Source organism: Pseudomonas sp. A014, from assembly GCF_052378495.1.
Classification (GTDB): Bacteria; Pseudomonadota; Gammaproteobacteria; order Pseudomonadales; family Pseudomonadaceae; genus Aquipseudomonas; species Aquipseudomonas machongensis.
Genome location: NZ_CP199001.1, coordinates 5,628,475 through 5,644,520 on the forward strand (window position 1 = coordinate 5,628,475; position 16,046 = coordinate 5,644,520).

Below are 16,046 nucleotides of genomic sequence, written 5' to 3' on the forward strand. Positions count from 1 at the left end.
CCCGCCATGACCGATCCGTTGCGCGATACCCAGGCCCAGCCGGCCACCACCGAGCAGGCCAGCGAATTCGCCAACCTGCTGCTGCAGGAATTCAAACCCAAGACCGAGCGTGCCAAGGAAGCCGTCGAAAGCGCCGTGCGCACCCTGGCCGAACAGGCCCTGGCGCAGACCAACCTGGTCTCCAACGATGCCATCGGTTCGATCGAACAGATCATCGCCGCCATCGACGCCAAGCTCACCGCACAGGTCAACCAGATCATCCACCACGATGACTTCCAGCAGCTGGAAAGCGCCTGGCGCGGCCTGCACTACCTGGTCAACAACACCGAGAGCGACGAGCAGCTGAAGATCCGCGTGCTCAACATCTCCAAGACCGACCTGCACAAGACCCTGAAGAAATTCAAGGGCACCGCCTGGGACCAGAGCCCGGTGTTCAAGAAGCTCTACGAAGAGGAATACGGTCAGTTCGGCGGCGAGCCCTACGGCTGCCTGGTGGGCGACTACTACTTCGATCAGTCGCCACCCGATGTCGAGTTGCTGGGCGAGATGTCCAAGGTCTGTGCGTCGATGCATGCGCCGTTCATTGCCGCTGCATCGCCAACGGTGATGGGCATGGGCTCGTGGCAGGAGCTGTCCAACCCGCGTGACCTGACCAAGATCTTCACCACCCCGGAGTACGCCGGCTGGCGCTCGCTGCGCGAATCGGAAGACTCGCGCTACATCGGCCTGACCATGCCACGCTTCCTGGCACGCCTGCCCTACGGCGCCAAGACCGACCCGGTCGAGGCCTTCGCCTTCGAGGAAGATACCGACGGCGCCGACAGCAGCAAGTACACCTGGGCCAACGCTGCCTACGCCATGGCGGTCAACATCAACCGCTCGTTCAAGCACTACGGCTGGTGCTCGCGCATCCGCGGCGTCGAATCGGGCGGTGAAGTGCAGGATCTGCCGGCGCACACCTTCCCCACCGACGACGGTGGCGTGGACATGAAGTGCCCGACCGAAATCGCCATTTCCGACCGCCGCGAGGCGGAGCTGGCCAAAAACGGCTTCATGCCACTGCTGCACAAGAAGAACACCGACTTCGCTGCCTTCATCGGCGCCCAGTCCTTGCAGAAGCCGGCCGAGTACGACGACCCGGACGCCACCGCCAACGCCAACCTGGCTGCTCGCCTGCCGTACCTGTTCGCCACCTGCCGCTTCGCCCATTACCTGAAGTGCATCGTTCGCGACAAGATCGGCTCGTTCAAGGAAAAGGACGAGATGCAGCGCTGGCTGCAGGACTGGATCCTGAACTACGTCGACGGCGATCCGGCGCACTCCAGCGAAACCACCAAGGCACAGCACCCGTTGGCGGCGGCTGAAGTGGTGGTGGAAGAAGTCGAGGGCAACCCTGGCTACTACAACTCGCGCTTCTACCTGCGCCCGCACTACCAGCTCGAAGGGCTGACCGTGTCGTTGCGTCTGGTCTCGAAGCTGCCTTCGGCCAAAGGCGCCTGAGCCTGAACCGGGGCTGCTGCGCAGCCCGATAGAACTGCCAACCGACGCGAAATACCGAGGACATCATGGCTGTAGATATTTTCATCAAGATCGGCGACATCAAGGGCGAGTCCGCAGACAAGACCCACAAGGAAGAAATCGACGTGTTGAACTGGAGCTGGGGCATGTCCCAGTCCGGCAACATGCACATGGGCGGAGGCGGCGGTGCCGGCAAGGTCAATATCCAGGACCTGTCGATCACCAAGTACGTCGACAAGTCCAGCCCCAACCTGATGGCCCACTGCTCCAGCGGCAAGCACATCGACAAGGTCAAGCTGACCGTGCGCAAGGCCGGTGGCGAGAGCCAGGTCGAGTACCTGATCATCAACCTCGAAGAGGTGATCATCAGCTCGCTGAGCACCGGCGGCTCGGGCAGCGATGACCGCCTGACCGAAAACGTCACCCTGAACTTCGCCAAGGTCACCGTGGACTACCAGCCACAGAAAGCCGACGGCACCAAGGATGGCGGCGCCATCAAGTACGGCTGGAACGTGCGTCAGAACGTCAAGATCTGATAGCGCTGTCGACTGCTTCGCGGGCAAGCCCGCTCCCACCGGGAAAAGTGCGCACCCCTGCTCCTTTCTGGGAGTGGGCTTGCCCGCGAAGCAGTCGCCACGACCCCGACCCCTTGAAGGAACCCGACCGTGGTAGCCGACATCGCCGCCCGTGACCGCCTGCAACCCTCGCTGCTGGATCGTCTGACCGACGATGATCCCGGCAACCCGCAGGAAGCCCCGGACAAGCGCGTGCTGTCGCTGCAGCAGCTCAAGGCATCGGTACTGCGCGACCTGGCCTGGCTGCTCAACACCACGTCGCTGCTCGACAGCACCAGCACTTTGAACACTCCCGCAGGCAACTCGGTGGTCAACTACGGCCTGCCCGCCCTGGCCGGCAACTGCGCCTCGAACATCGACCTGCTGGCCCTGGAGCGCATCATCCACCAGGCCATTTCCACCTACGAACCGCGCATCCTGGCCCACACCCTCAAGGTGCGCGCCATGGTCGCCCCCGGCGAGATGAACGCCAACGCCCTGAGCTTCGAGATCGAAGGTGATCTCTGGGCCCAGCCTGCGGCGCTACCACTACTGCTGCAGACCGACCTGGACCTGGAGTCCGGGCAAGTGCACGTAGCCCCCGCCGAACGCAGGAGACGCGCATGAACCCGCGCCTGCTCGATCTGTACAACCAGGAACTGCGGCACATCCGCGAAAGCGCGGCGGAGTTCTCCCGCGAGTACCCGAAGATCGCCGGGCGCCTGACCCTGTCCGGCATCGACTGTGCCGACCCGTACGTCGAGCGCCTGCTCGAAGGTTTCGCCTATCTCACCGCGCGCGTGCAGCTCAAGCTCGACGCCGAGTACCCGACCTTCACCCACAACCTGCTGGAAATCGCCTACCCGCACTACCTGGCGCCGACGCCCTCGATGACCGTGGTGCAGCTGCAGACCGATCCTGACGAAGGTTCGCTCAGCGCCGGTTTCCCGCTGCCACGCGGCAGCGTATTGCGCGCCAACCTTGGCCGCGACTCGCAGACCCCGTGCGAGTTTCGCAGCACCCAGGACGTCACCCTGTGGCCGCTGCAGGTGGCCCGCGCCGAATATTTCGGCAACCCTGGCACCGTGCTCGGCCGCCTCGCCGCCAGCGAACCCAAGGCCCGCGCCGCATTGCGGCTGACACTGCGCAGCGGTGCCGAGATCCCGTTCTCGAGCCTGCCGCTGACGCACCTGCCGCTGTACCTCAACGGTGCCGACGAAACGCCCTACCGTCTCTACGAACAACTGCTGGGCAACGCCTGTGCAGTGTTCGCCCGCCAGCCCGGCGCTGATTGGGTCGAGCGTATCCCGCTGGAGCACGCCCTGCGCCCCTGCGGTTTCGATGACAGCGAAGCGGCATTGCCGGTGGTGCCGCAGGCGTTCCAGGGCTACCGACTGCTGCAGGAATACTTTGCCCTGCCACAACGTTTTCTGTTCGTCGATTTCGCGGGCCTGGAACGGGCGGTCAAGCGCTGCAACGGCCAGGAGCTGGAGCTGCTGGTGCTGTTCGAGCGTTTCGACTCGGCGCTGGAAAGCAGCGTCGGCGCCGAGCGCCTGGTGCCCTTCTGTACCCCGGCGATCAACCTGTTCCCCCGCCGGGTCGACCGCATCCACCTGACCGACAAGGTCAACGAACACCATGTGATCGCCGACCGTACCCGCCCCACCGACTTCGAGATCCACTCGCTGCAGCGCGTCACCGGTCACGGCACCGGTGCAGACCAGGAGTTCCTGCCCTTCTACGCCGTGCGTGACCCCTCGCGCTATGGCCGCGATCAGGCCTACTACATCGTGCGCCGCGAGCAGCGAGTGCTGTCGAGCGAACAGCGGCGCAACGGCACGCGCTCAAGCTACATGGGCAGCGAAACCTTCATCAGCCTGGTCGATGGCCAACAAGCGCCACACCGCCACGACCTGCGCCAGCTGGGCATCAGCGCGCTGTGCAGCAACCGCGACCTGCCGCTGTTCATGAGCGTGGGCGATGGGCGCAGCGACTTCAGCCTCGCCGACAGCGCCCCCGTGTCTGCCGTGCGCTGCCTGGCCGGCCCCAGCCGGCCCAAAGCCAGCCATGCCCATGACAACCGCGCCTGGCGCCTGATCAGCCAACTGTCGCTGAACTACCTGTCGCTGGCCGAGCAAGGCCAGGGGGCTGCCGCCCTGCGCGAGCTGCTGCGCCTGTACGGCGACAGCCAGGACAGCGCACTGCACCTGCAGATCGACGGCCTGCGCGAGGTCAGCAGCAAGCCCTGCACCCGGCGCCTGCCGATGCCCGGCCCGATCGTTTTTGGCCGTGGCCTGGAAATTACCCTGGAATTCGACGAGAACGCCTTCCGCGGCACCGGCGTCTTCCTGCTCGGCGCGGTGTTCGAACGCTTCCTGACCCGCTACGTGTCCATCAACAGCTTCACCGAAACCGTGCTGCGCACCAGCGAGCGCGGCGAGATCATGCGATGGAAAGCCAAGCCCGGACGCAGGCCGACCCTGTGAACATACTCGAGGCCATGCAGGCCGAACCCTGGGAGTTCGACTTCTTCCAGGCGCTGCGTCGCCTCGAGGCCGAGCACCCCGAGCTGCCTCGCTTCGGTCACGCCCAGCGCCTGGCCGATGAGCCGGTGCGCCTCGGCCAGCGCCTGGACTGCAGCTTCGCCCCGGCCACCCTGGCCTCGGTAACGCAAGACGGCGAAGGGCCGGCGCGCCTGGAACAGTTCTTCTTCGGCCTCGGCGGCCCCAACGGACCGCTGCCGTTGCACCTGACCGAGTACATGCGCGAACGCCAGCGCAACCACGCCGACCACACCAGCAAGCGCTTCCTCGACATCTTCCATCACCGCCTGCTGAGCCTGTTCTACCGTGCCTGGGCCGAAGCGCGGCCAACCGTCAGTCACGACCGCCCCGGCGATGACTACTGGGCCGCGCGTCTGGCGGCCCTGAGCGGGCGCGGCCAGCCCGAACTGCAGGACCAGGGCCCGCTGCCGCATACCGCCAAGCTGCACTACTCCGGCCACCTCGCCGCACAGACGCGCTATCCGGACGGGCTGGCCAGCATCCTGGCGAGCTATTTCGGCGTGCCGGTGCGCATCGAGGAGTACGTCGGCCAATGGCTGGAACTGCCCGAGCGCAGCCGCCTCGGCGTGCACGCCAACCGCCTGGGCATGGACCTGTGCCTGGGCCGCTACGTCTGGGATCGCCAGCACAAGTTCCGCCTGTGCCTCGGCCCGCTGACGCTGGAGCAATACCACGCGCTGCTGCCGGGCGGGCAGGCGTTCATCGAACTGGCGGCCTGGGTCGCCGAGTACCAGGGCCACGAACTGGACTGGGACCTGAACCTCATTCTCGCGCGCGAGCACGTGCCCGCGCTGGAACTCGATGCCGGCAGGCGCCTGGGTTTCGACACCTGGCTCGGCCGTCCACAACACGATGCCAACGACCTCAAGCTCGCTCGCTACTACGCCGCGCAGCCGGTCCAACCGACTTGCACAAGGAGTCAGGAACATGGGTGAAATCAGCCGCGCCGCGCTGTTCGGCAAACTCAACAGCGTCGCCTACAAGGCCATCGAAGCCGCCACGGTGTTCTGCAAGCTGCGCGGCAACCCCTACGTGGAACTGGTGCACTGGTTGCACCAGTTGCTGCAATTGCAGGACAGCGACCTGCACCGTATCGTGCGCCAGTTCAACGTCGAGCCGGCGCGCCTGGCCCGCGACCTGACCGACGCCCTCGACCGCCTGCCGCGGGGCTCCACCTCGATCACCGACCTGTCCTCGCAGGTCGAAGAGGCAGTGGAACGCGGTTGGGTCTACGGCAGCCTGATGTTCGGCGAGAGCCAGGTGCGCACCGGCTACCTGCTGGTCGGCATCCTCAAGACCCCGAGCCTGCGCAATGCCCTGCTGGGTCTGTCGAGCGAGTTCGCCAAGCTCAAGGTCGAGGCCCTGAGTGAACGTTTCGACGAGTACGTCGGCGACTCCCCCGAGAACAATCTGGCCGCCAGCGACGGCTTCACCGCGGCAGCGCCGGGCGAAGCCAGCGGCGCCGTGGCCCCCGCGGCGATGGGCAAGCAGGAAGCACTCAAGCGCTTCACCGTCGACCTGACCGAACAGGCGCGCAGTGGCAAGCTCGACCCGATCGTGGGCCGCGACGAAGAGATCCGCCAACTGGTCGACATCCTCATGCGTCGCCGCCAGAACAACCCGATCCTCACCGGCGAAGCGGGCGTCGGCAAAACCGCTGTCGTCGAGGGCTTCGCCTTGCGCATCGTTGCCGGCGACGTACCGCCTGCGCTCAAGGATGTCGAGTTGCGCAGCCTGGATGTCGGCCTGCTGCAAGCCGGCGCCAGCATGAAGGGTGAGTTCGAGCAGCGTCTGCGCCAGGTCATCGAGGACGTCCAGGCCTCGCCCAAGCCCATCATCCTGTTCATCGACGAAGCCCACACCCTGGTAGGTGCCGGTGGCGCTGCCGGGACCGGCGATGCCGCCAACCTGCTCAAGCCGGCACTGGCCCGTGGCAGCCTGCGCACCGTGGCCGCGACCACCTGGGCTGAGTACAAGAAACACATCGAGAAGGACCCGGCACTGACCCGCCGCTTCCAGGTGGTGCAGGTCGATGAGCCGAGCGAGCCAAAGGCGCTGCTGATGATGCGCGGCGTGGCCTCGACCATGGAGAAGCACCATCAGGTGCAGATCCTCGACGAAGCGCTGGAAGCCGCGGTCAAGCTGTCGCACCGCTACATCCCCGCACGCCAACTGCCGGACAAGTCGGTGAGCTTGCTCGATACCGCCTGCGCACGCGTGGCCATCAGCCTGCATGCAGTGCCTGCAGAGGTCGATGACAGCCGCCGGCGTATCGAGGCGCTGGAAGTCGAGCTGCAGATCATCGCCCGCGAAGCCGCCATTGGCGTCGCCACCGAGCAACGCCAGACACAGGCCGACACGCTGTTGACCGAAGAGCGTCAGCGCCTGCTCGAGCTGGAAGGCCGCTGGGCCGAAGAAAAGACCCTGGTCGACGAACTGCTGGCCACCCGCGCCCAGTTGCGTGAGCAGGTCGGGGTGGTCGATCAGGAGGTCGATGCCCAAGGCAGCCATGAGCTGCGCGAGCGACTCGTCGACTTGCAGCAGCGCCTGAGCGCCCTGCAAGGCGAAAGCCCGCTGATCCTGCCGACCGTCGACTACCAGGCCGTGGCCTCTGTGGTTGCCGACTGGACCGGTATTCCGGTGGGGCGTATGGCACGCAACGAGATCGAGACGGTGCTCAACCTCGACAGCCACTTGGGCAAGCGCATCATCGGCCAGGACCACGCCCTGAAGATGATCGCCAAGCGTATCCAGACCTCCCGCGCCGGCCTCGACAACCCCAACAAACCCATTGGCGTGTTCATGCTTGCCGGCACCTCGGGCGTGGGCAAGACCGAGACCGCCCTGGCGCTGGCCGAGGCCATGTATGGCGGCGAGCAGAACCTGATCACCATCAACATGAGCGAGTTCCAGGAGGCGCACACCGTCTCCACCCTCAAGGGCGCGCCGCCCGGCTATGTCGGTTACGGCGAAGGTGGCGTGCTGACCGAGGCCGTGCGCCGTCGCCCCTACAGCGTGGTGCTGCTCGACGAGGTTGAAAAGGCCCACCCTGACGTACACGAGATCTTCTTCCAGGTGTTCGACAAGGGCGTGATGGAAGATGGCGAGGGGCGCCAGATCGATTTTCGCAACACCCTGATCCTGCTCACCACCAATGCCGGCACCGAGCTGATCGCCGACATCTGCAAGGACCCGCAGACCTTGCCCGAACCGGATGCAGTCGCCACCTTGCTGCGTAAGCCGCTGCTGGAGATCTTCCCGCCCGCGCTGCTCGGTCGCCTGGTGACCATCCCCTACTACCCGCTCAGCGACGCCATGCTCAAGGCCATCACCCGCCTGCAGCTGGAGCGCATCCGCAAGCGCGTGGAGGCTACGCACAAGGTCGGCTTCGCCTACGACGATGCGGTGGTGGACCTGATCGTCTCGCGCTGCACCGAGACCGAGAGCGGCGGGCGGATGATCGATGCGATCCTGACCAACGGCCTGCTGCCGGACATGAGCCGCGAGTTCCTTACCCGTCTGCTCGAAGGCAAGCCGCTGGCCAGCGTCAGCATCGGCGCGCGCGACAACGAACTGCACTATGACTTCAGCGCGGCCTGAGTCTCGCGCATACAGGAACATCCATGCTGTTCACGCAACTGACGCGCCTGGCGCAGATCAACAGCCCCCTGGGGCCGAACGTGCTGATCCTCAGCGAGATGGGCGGCAGCGAGGAGCTCGGCCGCCTGTTCGACTATGAGCTGCAGCTGACCAGCGACGATCCGGCCATCGACCTCAACCAGCTGCTCGGCAAACCCATGAGCCTGTCGCTGCAATTGAGCGGCATGACTTCGCGTCACTTCCACGGCATCGTCGCGCGCTGCAGCCAGTCGGTCGATCGCGGGCAGTTCGCCAGCTACCGCGTCACCCTGCGGCCCTGGCTGTGGTTGCTGACGCGCACCAGCGACTGCCGGATCTTCCAGCACCTGAGCGCACCGCAGATCATCAAGCAGGTATTCCGCGACCTGGGCTTTTCGGACTTCGAGGATGCCCTGAGCCGCAGCTATCGCGAGCGCGAATACTGCGTGCAATACCGCGAGACCAGCTTCGACTTCGTCAGCCGGCTGATGGAAGAAGAAGGCATCTACTACTTCTTCCGCCATGAGGAGGCGCGTCACGTCCTGGTGCTGGCCGACGCCTATGGCGCACACCAGAAGGCGCCGGGCTACGAGTCGGTGCCGTTCTATCCGCCCGACGGCCAGCACCGCGAGCGCGACCACATCAACGACTGGCACCTGGCGCAAGAGGTGCAGTCCGGCTCGATGGAGCTCAACGACTACGACTTCCAGCGGCCCAGCGCGCGCATCGATGTGCGCTCGGTCATGCCACGTCCGCACCAGGCCGGCGACTACCCGCTGTACGACTACCCCGGCGCCTATGAGCAGACCCAGGATGGCGAGCACTATGCGCGCACCCGTCTCGAGTCGCTGCAGAGCCTGCATGAACGCGTGGAGCTGCGCGGCAACGCCCGTGGTCTTGGCAGTGGCCACCTGTTCAGCCTCAGCGGCTTCTCCCGCCAGGATCAGAACCGCGAGTACCTGATCGTCGCCGCCCGCTACTACGTGGTGCAGGAGCGCCTGGAAACCGGCGGCGGCAGCGGCTCGGCGCAGTTCGAGAGCAACCTGAGCTGCATCGACGCCCAGCAGAGCTACCGGCCGGTATCGAGCACCCTGCGCCCGCTGGTCAAGGGCCCGCAGACTGCCGTGGTGGTTGGCCCGGCCGGCGAGGAGATCTGGACCGACCAGTACGGTCGGGTGAAGGTGCACTTCCACTGGGACCGCCACGACCAGTCCAACGAGAACAGCTCGTGCTGGATCCGCGTATCCCAGGCCTGGGCCGGGAAGAACTGGGGCTCGATGCAGATCCCGCGGATCGGCCAGGAAGTGATCGTCAGCTTCCTCGAGGGCGACCCCGACCGGCCGATCATCACTGGCCGGGTGTACAACGCCGAGCAGGCCGTGCCCTACGATCTGCCCGGCAACGCCACCCAGAGCGGCATGAAGAGCCGTTCGAGCAAGGGCGGCAGCCCGGCCAACTTCAACGAGATTCGCATGGAGGACAAGCGCGGGCAGGAGCAGTTGTATGTGCATGCCGAGCGCAACATGGACACGGTGGTGGAGCAGAATGAGACGTTGTCGGTGGGCATAAGCCGGACCAAGAGCGTCGGAATGGTGGAGATGGTGACCATCGGCCAGGATCGAGTACGCGCAGTACGCCATCACGATACCTTGCTGGTTGGCGCCAGCAAGACCGACAGCATCAGCACCACCTACCTGATGGAGGCCGGGGAAAAGTTGCGTCTGGTGTGCGGCGACAGTGTGCTGGAGCTCAACGCCAACGGTCACATCAATCTCACAGGCATACGCCTGAACATCAACGCCAGCGAACATGCACAGATCAATACCCCCAAAGGCACTCTCGACCTGAACATCGGTGGAGCAGCAGGCACCACACCGGGCAGCCATGGTGACAAAGGCAGCATCGACGGTAGGGTCAGCGACAAATTCCCCCGCCAGTGACGGACACCCGAATCATGAACTATCGCCTCAACGAATTTCGCTTCGACCTTCCGACCGATCAGGTGCGAGATACCAGCATCAACATCCTGCGTTTCGAGACACTGGGCACCTCACTGGTAGTCAGCCGCAGCCTGTTGAACGAAGGGGAAACGTTGCAAAGCAACTTCGACGACCAGATCCAGCGATTGCGCCAGCAGGTGCTGGATCTGCGCTTGCACACACCCCAGCCGGTGAAGCTGGGAGCAGATGGGCAACTGGAAGGCATCGAGTTGCAGAGCCAGTTCACCAAGGGCAAAGAGAAGGTTCACCAATATCAACTGGCGCTGTTGCTGCCGGGCTCGCGCAAGATGCTCGCCCTGAGCTACGTGAAGCCGCAGCCATTGGGTGAGGAGGAAGCGGCGCACTGGGCGGCTCTCAAACAGTCGCTCGACTTCGACAACCTCGGCTGAACGACTGCCATGTCCGACGCACTCTGGGCTGCGCGCGAAGGCGACGCACTGATGCACACCTCGATGATGGCCGACATCGTCGGCGGAGTACTCGAAGTCGCCGCCACCATCGCCATCGGGGCCTTGGCCACGGCTGCGGTCGGGGCTGCGCTTGGCATCACTGCTGCTACCGGTGGTCTGGGCTGCGTTGTGCTGGGCGCTGTCGTGGGGGTGGTGGTCGGCGTGGCAATGGCGAGCACCGGAGCGGACACCGCACTGAGTCGGTTCTGCGAAGGTATAGGTAACGCGCTTTTTCCACCGACAGTGCAGGCCCACATTGCCAGTGGTTCGCAAAATACCTACATAAACTCAAAACCTGCAGCCCGGGCTGCAGGTGTGGTGTTGCCTCCCCCCGCCGCTGGCCAGGCTGATGAAGGAGAAGAAGAACAAGAGCAAACCTTCCTCGACATGACGAAGGCGTTCTTTTCGCAAATGTGGCGGCCTACCGTAGCCTCGCCAGCACCGAACACCGAACCTGCGGACGATGACAAGGTGCTGTGCACCAAGCATCCGGCGATGCCTCCCCAATATATCGCCGAGGGCTCTGACAAGGTCAGCATCAATGGCCAACCAGCGGCGCGCAGCGGCGATCGCAGCACCTGCGACGCGGTGATCGTCGACTCCGGCCTGATATCGGACAACGTCCGCATTGGTGGCGAGAAAATCGTCGTACGAGAGATCCGCAGCGGTAAGACGCCAGGCATAGGCTTGGCCATCACCGCGCTGATGATGTTGCGTGGCCGTGGGGGCAAGTTCTACAGCAAGTTTGGCTGCATGCTGCTCGGTGGCGCCGCGAGTGTCGTCAGTAGCCAGGTGACGGGGGCACTCACACGTGCCATAACCGGTGCACCCAACCCGGTGCATGCAGCCACTGGCGCGAAAGTGTTGAGCGGCGAGCAGGAGCTGGACTTCACACTACCGGCGCTGATGCCACTGGTCTGGCAGCGCTTCTATAGCAGCCTGGACGAACGCCAGGACGGTTTGCTCGGCAGAGGTTGGAGCGTTCCCTACGAAGTCTGCGTGAACCTGATCGCCGATTCGGATGGCGGAGAACGCCTGCTGTACACGGATGAGCAGGCGCGGATCATCGATATGGGCACGATCCCCCCAGGCGACGCAGTATTCAGTGCCGGCGAAGGTTTGAGCGTAAGACGCGCGGCTGATGGCGAGTTGTTGATCGAGGATATGGACGGCCTCTATCGATTATTCGAACCCTCCCCAATAGATCCCCAACGCCTGCGCCTGCGCCTGTTGGGTGACCGCAATGACAATCGGGTGCACCTTCGGTACGACGAGCATGGTCGCCTGATCGGGCTCGATGACACGTACGGCGCTACCAGAATGGAATTGCGCTATAGCTCCCGATGGCCCTCTCGCGTCGCCCAGATTGTTCGCGTGTACAGTGACGGGAGCAACGAACCGCTGGTTGTCTATGACTACGACGCGTTCGGGGAGCTGGCTGAAGTCAGGGATGGCAGCGGCCAAGTGCAGCGGCTTTTCGTCTATGGTGAACACCGACGGCTGATTGAACACCGGAACGCCTCGGGATTACGTTGTCACTATGAGTGGCAAGCCCTCGGCGATGAATGGCGCGTCTGTCGGCACTGGACTTCCGAGGGTGATCAATACCAGTTTTCCTACGACCTGATCGCCGGGCTGACCCATGTTACGGACAGCCTGCAACGCACTAATACGCATCGCTGGAACGACCAATATCAAGTCGTGGAACACACCGACGCCCTGGCGAACACCTGGCATTTCGAATGGAACGATGAACGTCAGCTGTTGGGCGCGGTAGACCCTCAAGGCGGACGCTGGCAATACTTCTATGATGAATCCGGCAACCTGACCGAGACGGTGGATCCGCTCGGGCGCAGCGAATCCACGTATTGGCTGGAACATTGGGCGCTACCCAGAGAGCAAGTCGACCGCGCTGGGAATCGCTGGAAATACCGCTATGACCCGCGTGGCAACTGCACCCGTGAAGAAGACCCTGAAGGACATCTGACGCGGTTTCGCCATGACCATCACGGCAGAATGGTCGAGATGGTCGACGCTGCGGGAAAAACAAGATCACAGCGCTGGAACGACCTGGATCAAGTCATCGAGACAGTCGATTGCACGGGCTCCGTTACTCATTACAGCTACGACCACCGCGGCCATCTAGCACAGATGACGGATGCAGAGGGCTGCACGACTCGATACAGCCATGACGCACAGGGCAGGTTGCAGTCCATCACTCGGCCAGACGGTACGCACGAGCAGTACCAGCGTGCAGCCGATGGCGCCCTGATTGCCCATGTGAACGCGACTGGCCATACCACGCGCTACTCATACACAGCACGCGGACAGCTCAGCCGCCAAGTTGACGCGGCCGGCCGTAGCGTGCGTTTCGAGTACGATCACTACGGCCGACTGGTAGAGCTCGTCAACGAAAACGGCGAAGCTTATCGATTCTCCTGGGACGCGTGTAACCGCCTGGCGATGCAACGCGATCTGGGTGGTAGTCACAAGGCCTATAGCTATGACGCTCTGGGCAATCTGATACGGCTGGTGTTCCACCCAGCGCCAGAGAGCCCCGATACTCCTGTCACCCACCAGCTCGAACGCGATGCCGTCGGTCGGCTCGTGGCCAAGATCACCTCCGATGGCCGCACGGAGTACCGGTTTGATGCCTTGGACCAGTTGCTCGCGGTGCAGACCATTGCCCTGGACGGTAACTCCCAGACGCTGAGCTATGCCTATGACAAGCTGGGGCATGTGCTCGAGGAGCACACACCACATGGCACTCTTGGCTACTCCTACGACGAGCTGGGTAATCAGACCAGGCTCATCCTTCCGGATGGCCGTTCGATCAACCGGTTGATGTATGGCTCGGGTCATCTGCATCAACTGAACCTCGATGGGCACGTCATCGCCGACTTCGAGCGCGATCGGCTGCATCGAGAAATCAATCGTACCCAGGGACGCCTGCTGTACCGTAGCGATTACGACCAGCTGGGTCGGCTTCGCAGCCGTGGCAATCACGCAAGCGATCCGACATCCGCCACTTTGGCTAAGGGACGTCGGCACTACAGCTATGACGGCGCCGACAATCTGATTCAGGTGGAGGAGTTTCACACGACAGGCAACACGCTTGAGACCATTGCCTACGACGTTACAGCCAGGGTGCGCTCAAGCTATGCCTCATCTGGTGGTCGTCAAGAACAGTTCAATTACGACCCCGCCGCAAACCTGCTCGACGGAATCAACAACTCTTCGGTTCAGTACAACCAACTGCTGAAGTATCAGGACAAGCGCTATCGCTACGACGGCTTCGGGCGCCTGATTGAAAAGGTCAGCAGCGCACGAGGCATCCAACACTTTCACTACGACGCTGAGCACAGACTGGTGGAAGTCCGCACCCTGCATGCCGGTCGAGAAACCTGCGTACGGATGCACTACGACCCACTCGGCAGACGTGTTGCCAAGGAACAATACGATGTACGCGGCCTTCTGCTGGGAAGAACCGACTTCCTGTGGGATGGCCTGCGTCTGCTGCATGAGCGCCGCAACGGTCGAAGCAGTCTGTACCTATATGCAGAATCTGGCCACGACCCCCTTGCACGCGTCGATGGGAACGGCGCCCATCAACGCGTACTGCATTTTCACAACCACCTCAACGGTCTGCCATATCGTCAGACCGACGAAGATGGACAGACCCAATGGGAAGCTACCTATCGGGTGTGGGGCAACACTGCCGCCGAGCGCTGCAACCCAGACCAGGGCATGGAGCAGAACCTGAGGTTCCAAGGCCAGTACCTGGATCGAGAGACCGGGCTGCATTACAACACCTTCAGATTCTATGATCCCGACATCGGACGCTTTACCCAGCCGGATCCGATAGGGTTGGCGGGGGGGTGGAACCTTTACCGCTATGCTCCCAATCCATTTATGTGGATTGACCCGCTAGGGTGGGAGACTGTCCTCTACCGCTCCATGAGCATGGAAGAATATAACGGACTTATGCGAACCGGCACGTGGACATCGAATGGCACCATGGAAGGAAAATGGTTTGCTGAGTCATACAAAGATGCTGTGACATGGGGTAAGACGATGGGTCACGGCGGAGACTTCAAAATAGTTCAGGTCAAGGTTCCTGACAAACTTGCCAATGCAGCGTTCTCCTCCAGCAATTTGGACAGTATTGGCAAAGCCAGATACATAGAAATTGCAGATTTGAATCGTGCTCGCATCAAGCCACGTTGGACGCGGGGTATCTCTTGTGGAAAGTGATCAACCAATGAACAGACCTGTTCACGTAACCATATACTGGCGAAATGTAAGTGACGGCGGTAAGGCCCAGCTTCCCCTCAACCACCCCTACTACGTCATCACCGCTCCGATTGAAGGCCCTGACGGCTCACGGGCGGCCTGGAGTGTTGTACTTGAGGTCACGAAGAATCACCAATCACGTGACATCAGAATAGGAACCGGAACCGCGCGCTTCCTTGCCCCCAATGCCCCCAGGGACCTGTTATGCCCTGGCAGTACGCTGGAAGTCTACGAGGGACGACGGGCCGTAGCGCGCCTCGAGTTTGACGCCAGGGGGACGCCCACCTGAACGCCCTCAAGTCGGCCAAGATCTATCTGCGCAATTCGGGCATCAGAAAGCTCAGTATCAGAAGATGTCGGTCGGGTACTCGACGAACATGGGAGCTTCGTTGCCGTCGTCGTTGTAGCGGTCCTGCCGTACCGCGTTGTTTGCCCGAATTCCATGGGCATCCGATCTCGCAGGCAGACTACATGAGCTATCTGAAATCAAAAATATGAACATCATCCAAACGATTGTGCAGCAACACACACTGATGGCTCTGCGAATCCCTACCGGTTGGTCGATCTCGAAAAATGACTTCGTCGATATCGGCCCTGACATCCTGGAAACAATCGACGATGAGCATGTGCGCTTTCTGGTAACACAGAATTTTTTCGCCGATAACATATTCATGGCGGGCAGTGAGCGAACACTCGATAGTGGCGTCCCTATTTACGCCACTTTGGACCTCTGGTGCAGAGCACCGGATGAAGAACGCATGATCGAGTATCAGGCTTCGATAAATGTGTACAAAGGCAAGAAGAAAACGTCTATTTTCTCACTGACCTGCACCACTGAAAATCGTTATGAAGCACGAGAGATGATTGATCGCTGGGCCACCGCATTCACGTGGAAAGTCCTGTTTGAATTTGAAAGTGCAGGATTGCCGATCGAGCATTATTTTTCAGCCGAGTAACATCAAGCAGCCAGGACCTACCTGCGCGATCCGGGTGTCAGCAAGGTCAGCTCACTGCCGGTACTGACCAAAGGTCAATACGAGGACATGTGGC

At 62.5% G+C, this 16,046-nt stretch carries 10 protein-coding genes; all 10 read left to right on the forward strand.

Annotation, left to right across the window (positions count from 1 at the left end):
- Positions 1-6: 6 nt before the first annotated feature.
- The 10 genes from tssC (at position 7) to ACTYOL_RS26070 (ending at position 15,952) form a co-directional block, all read left to right on the forward strand.
- Positions 7-1,500: a type VI secretion system contractile sheath large subunit gene (tssC, locus tag ACTYOL_RS26025; protein WP_063541557.1), complete on the forward strand. Its 1,494-nt coding sequence runs from the start codon at positions 7-9 to the stop codon at positions 1,498-1,500.
- A 65-nt stretch (positions 1,501-1,565) separates the two neighbouring features.
- The gene (locus ACTYOL_RS26030) at positions 1,566-2,054 is read left to right on the forward strand and encodes an Hcp family type VI secretion system effector (RefSeq protein ID WP_054891227.1); all 489 of its coding nucleotides are present in this window, start codon (positions 1,566-1,568) and stop codon (positions 2,052-2,054) included.
- A 129-nt stretch (positions 2,055-2,183) separates the two neighbouring features.
- On the forward strand, positions 2,184-2,699 hold the full coding sequence (tssE, locus tag ACTYOL_RS26035; protein ID WP_063541559.1) for a type VI secretion system baseplate subunit TssE: 516 nt from the start codon (positions 2,184-2,186) through the stop codon (positions 2,697-2,699).
- Positions 2,696-4,558 (forward strand): type VI secretion system baseplate subunit TssF, encoded by a 1,863-nt coding sequence (gene tssF, locus ACTYOL_RS26040; RefSeq protein WP_054891225.1) that lies wholly within the window; start codon positions 2,696-2,698, stop codon positions 4,556-4,558. The genes tssE and tssF overlap by 4 nt, the downstream gene beginning before the upstream one ends.
- Positions 4,522-5,571, forward strand: coding sequence for a type VI secretion system baseplate subunit TssG (gene tssG / locus ACTYOL_RS26045; RefSeq protein WP_200602907.1), 1,050 nt, complete (start codon positions 4,522-4,524; stop codon positions 5,569-5,571). Before tssF ends, tssG begins: the two co-directional genes overlap by 37 nt.
- Complete coding sequence (gene tssH / locus ACTYOL_RS26050; protein ID WP_063541561.1) at positions 5,564-8,236, forward strand: type VI secretion system ATPase TssH; 2,673 nt, start codon at positions 5,564-5,566, stop codon at positions 8,234-8,236. The genes tssG and tssH overlap by 8 nt, the downstream gene beginning before the upstream one ends.
- A 23-nt stretch (positions 8,237-8,259) precedes the next feature.
- Positions 8,260-10,194 (forward strand): type VI secretion system Vgr family protein, encoded by a 1,935-nt coding sequence (locus ACTYOL_RS26055; protein ID WP_444757310.1) that lies wholly within the window; start codon positions 8,260-8,262, stop codon positions 10,192-10,194.
- A gap of 14 nt (positions 10,195-10,208) precedes the next feature.
- Positions 10,209-10,643 (forward strand): DcrB-related protein, encoded by a 435-nt coding sequence (locus ACTYOL_RS26060; RefSeq protein WP_153773318.1) that lies wholly within the window; start codon positions 10,209-10,211, stop codon positions 10,641-10,643.
- A gap of 9 nt (positions 10,644-10,652) precedes the next feature.
- Positions 10,653-14,957 carry an RHS repeat-associated core domain-containing protein gene (locus ACTYOL_RS26065; protein WP_444757311.1) on the forward strand — a complete coding sequence of 1,435 codons (4,305 nt, stop codon included), beginning with the start codon at positions 10,653-10,655 and terminating at the stop codon, positions 14,955-14,957.
- A gap of 533 nt (positions 14,958-15,490) precedes the next feature.
- Positions 15,491-15,952: a hypothetical protein gene (locus tag ACTYOL_RS26070; RefSeq protein WP_153773316.1), complete on the forward strand. Its 462-nt coding sequence runs from the start codon at positions 15,491-15,493 to the stop codon at positions 15,950-15,952.
- Positions 15,953-16,046: the final 94 nt, after the last annotated feature.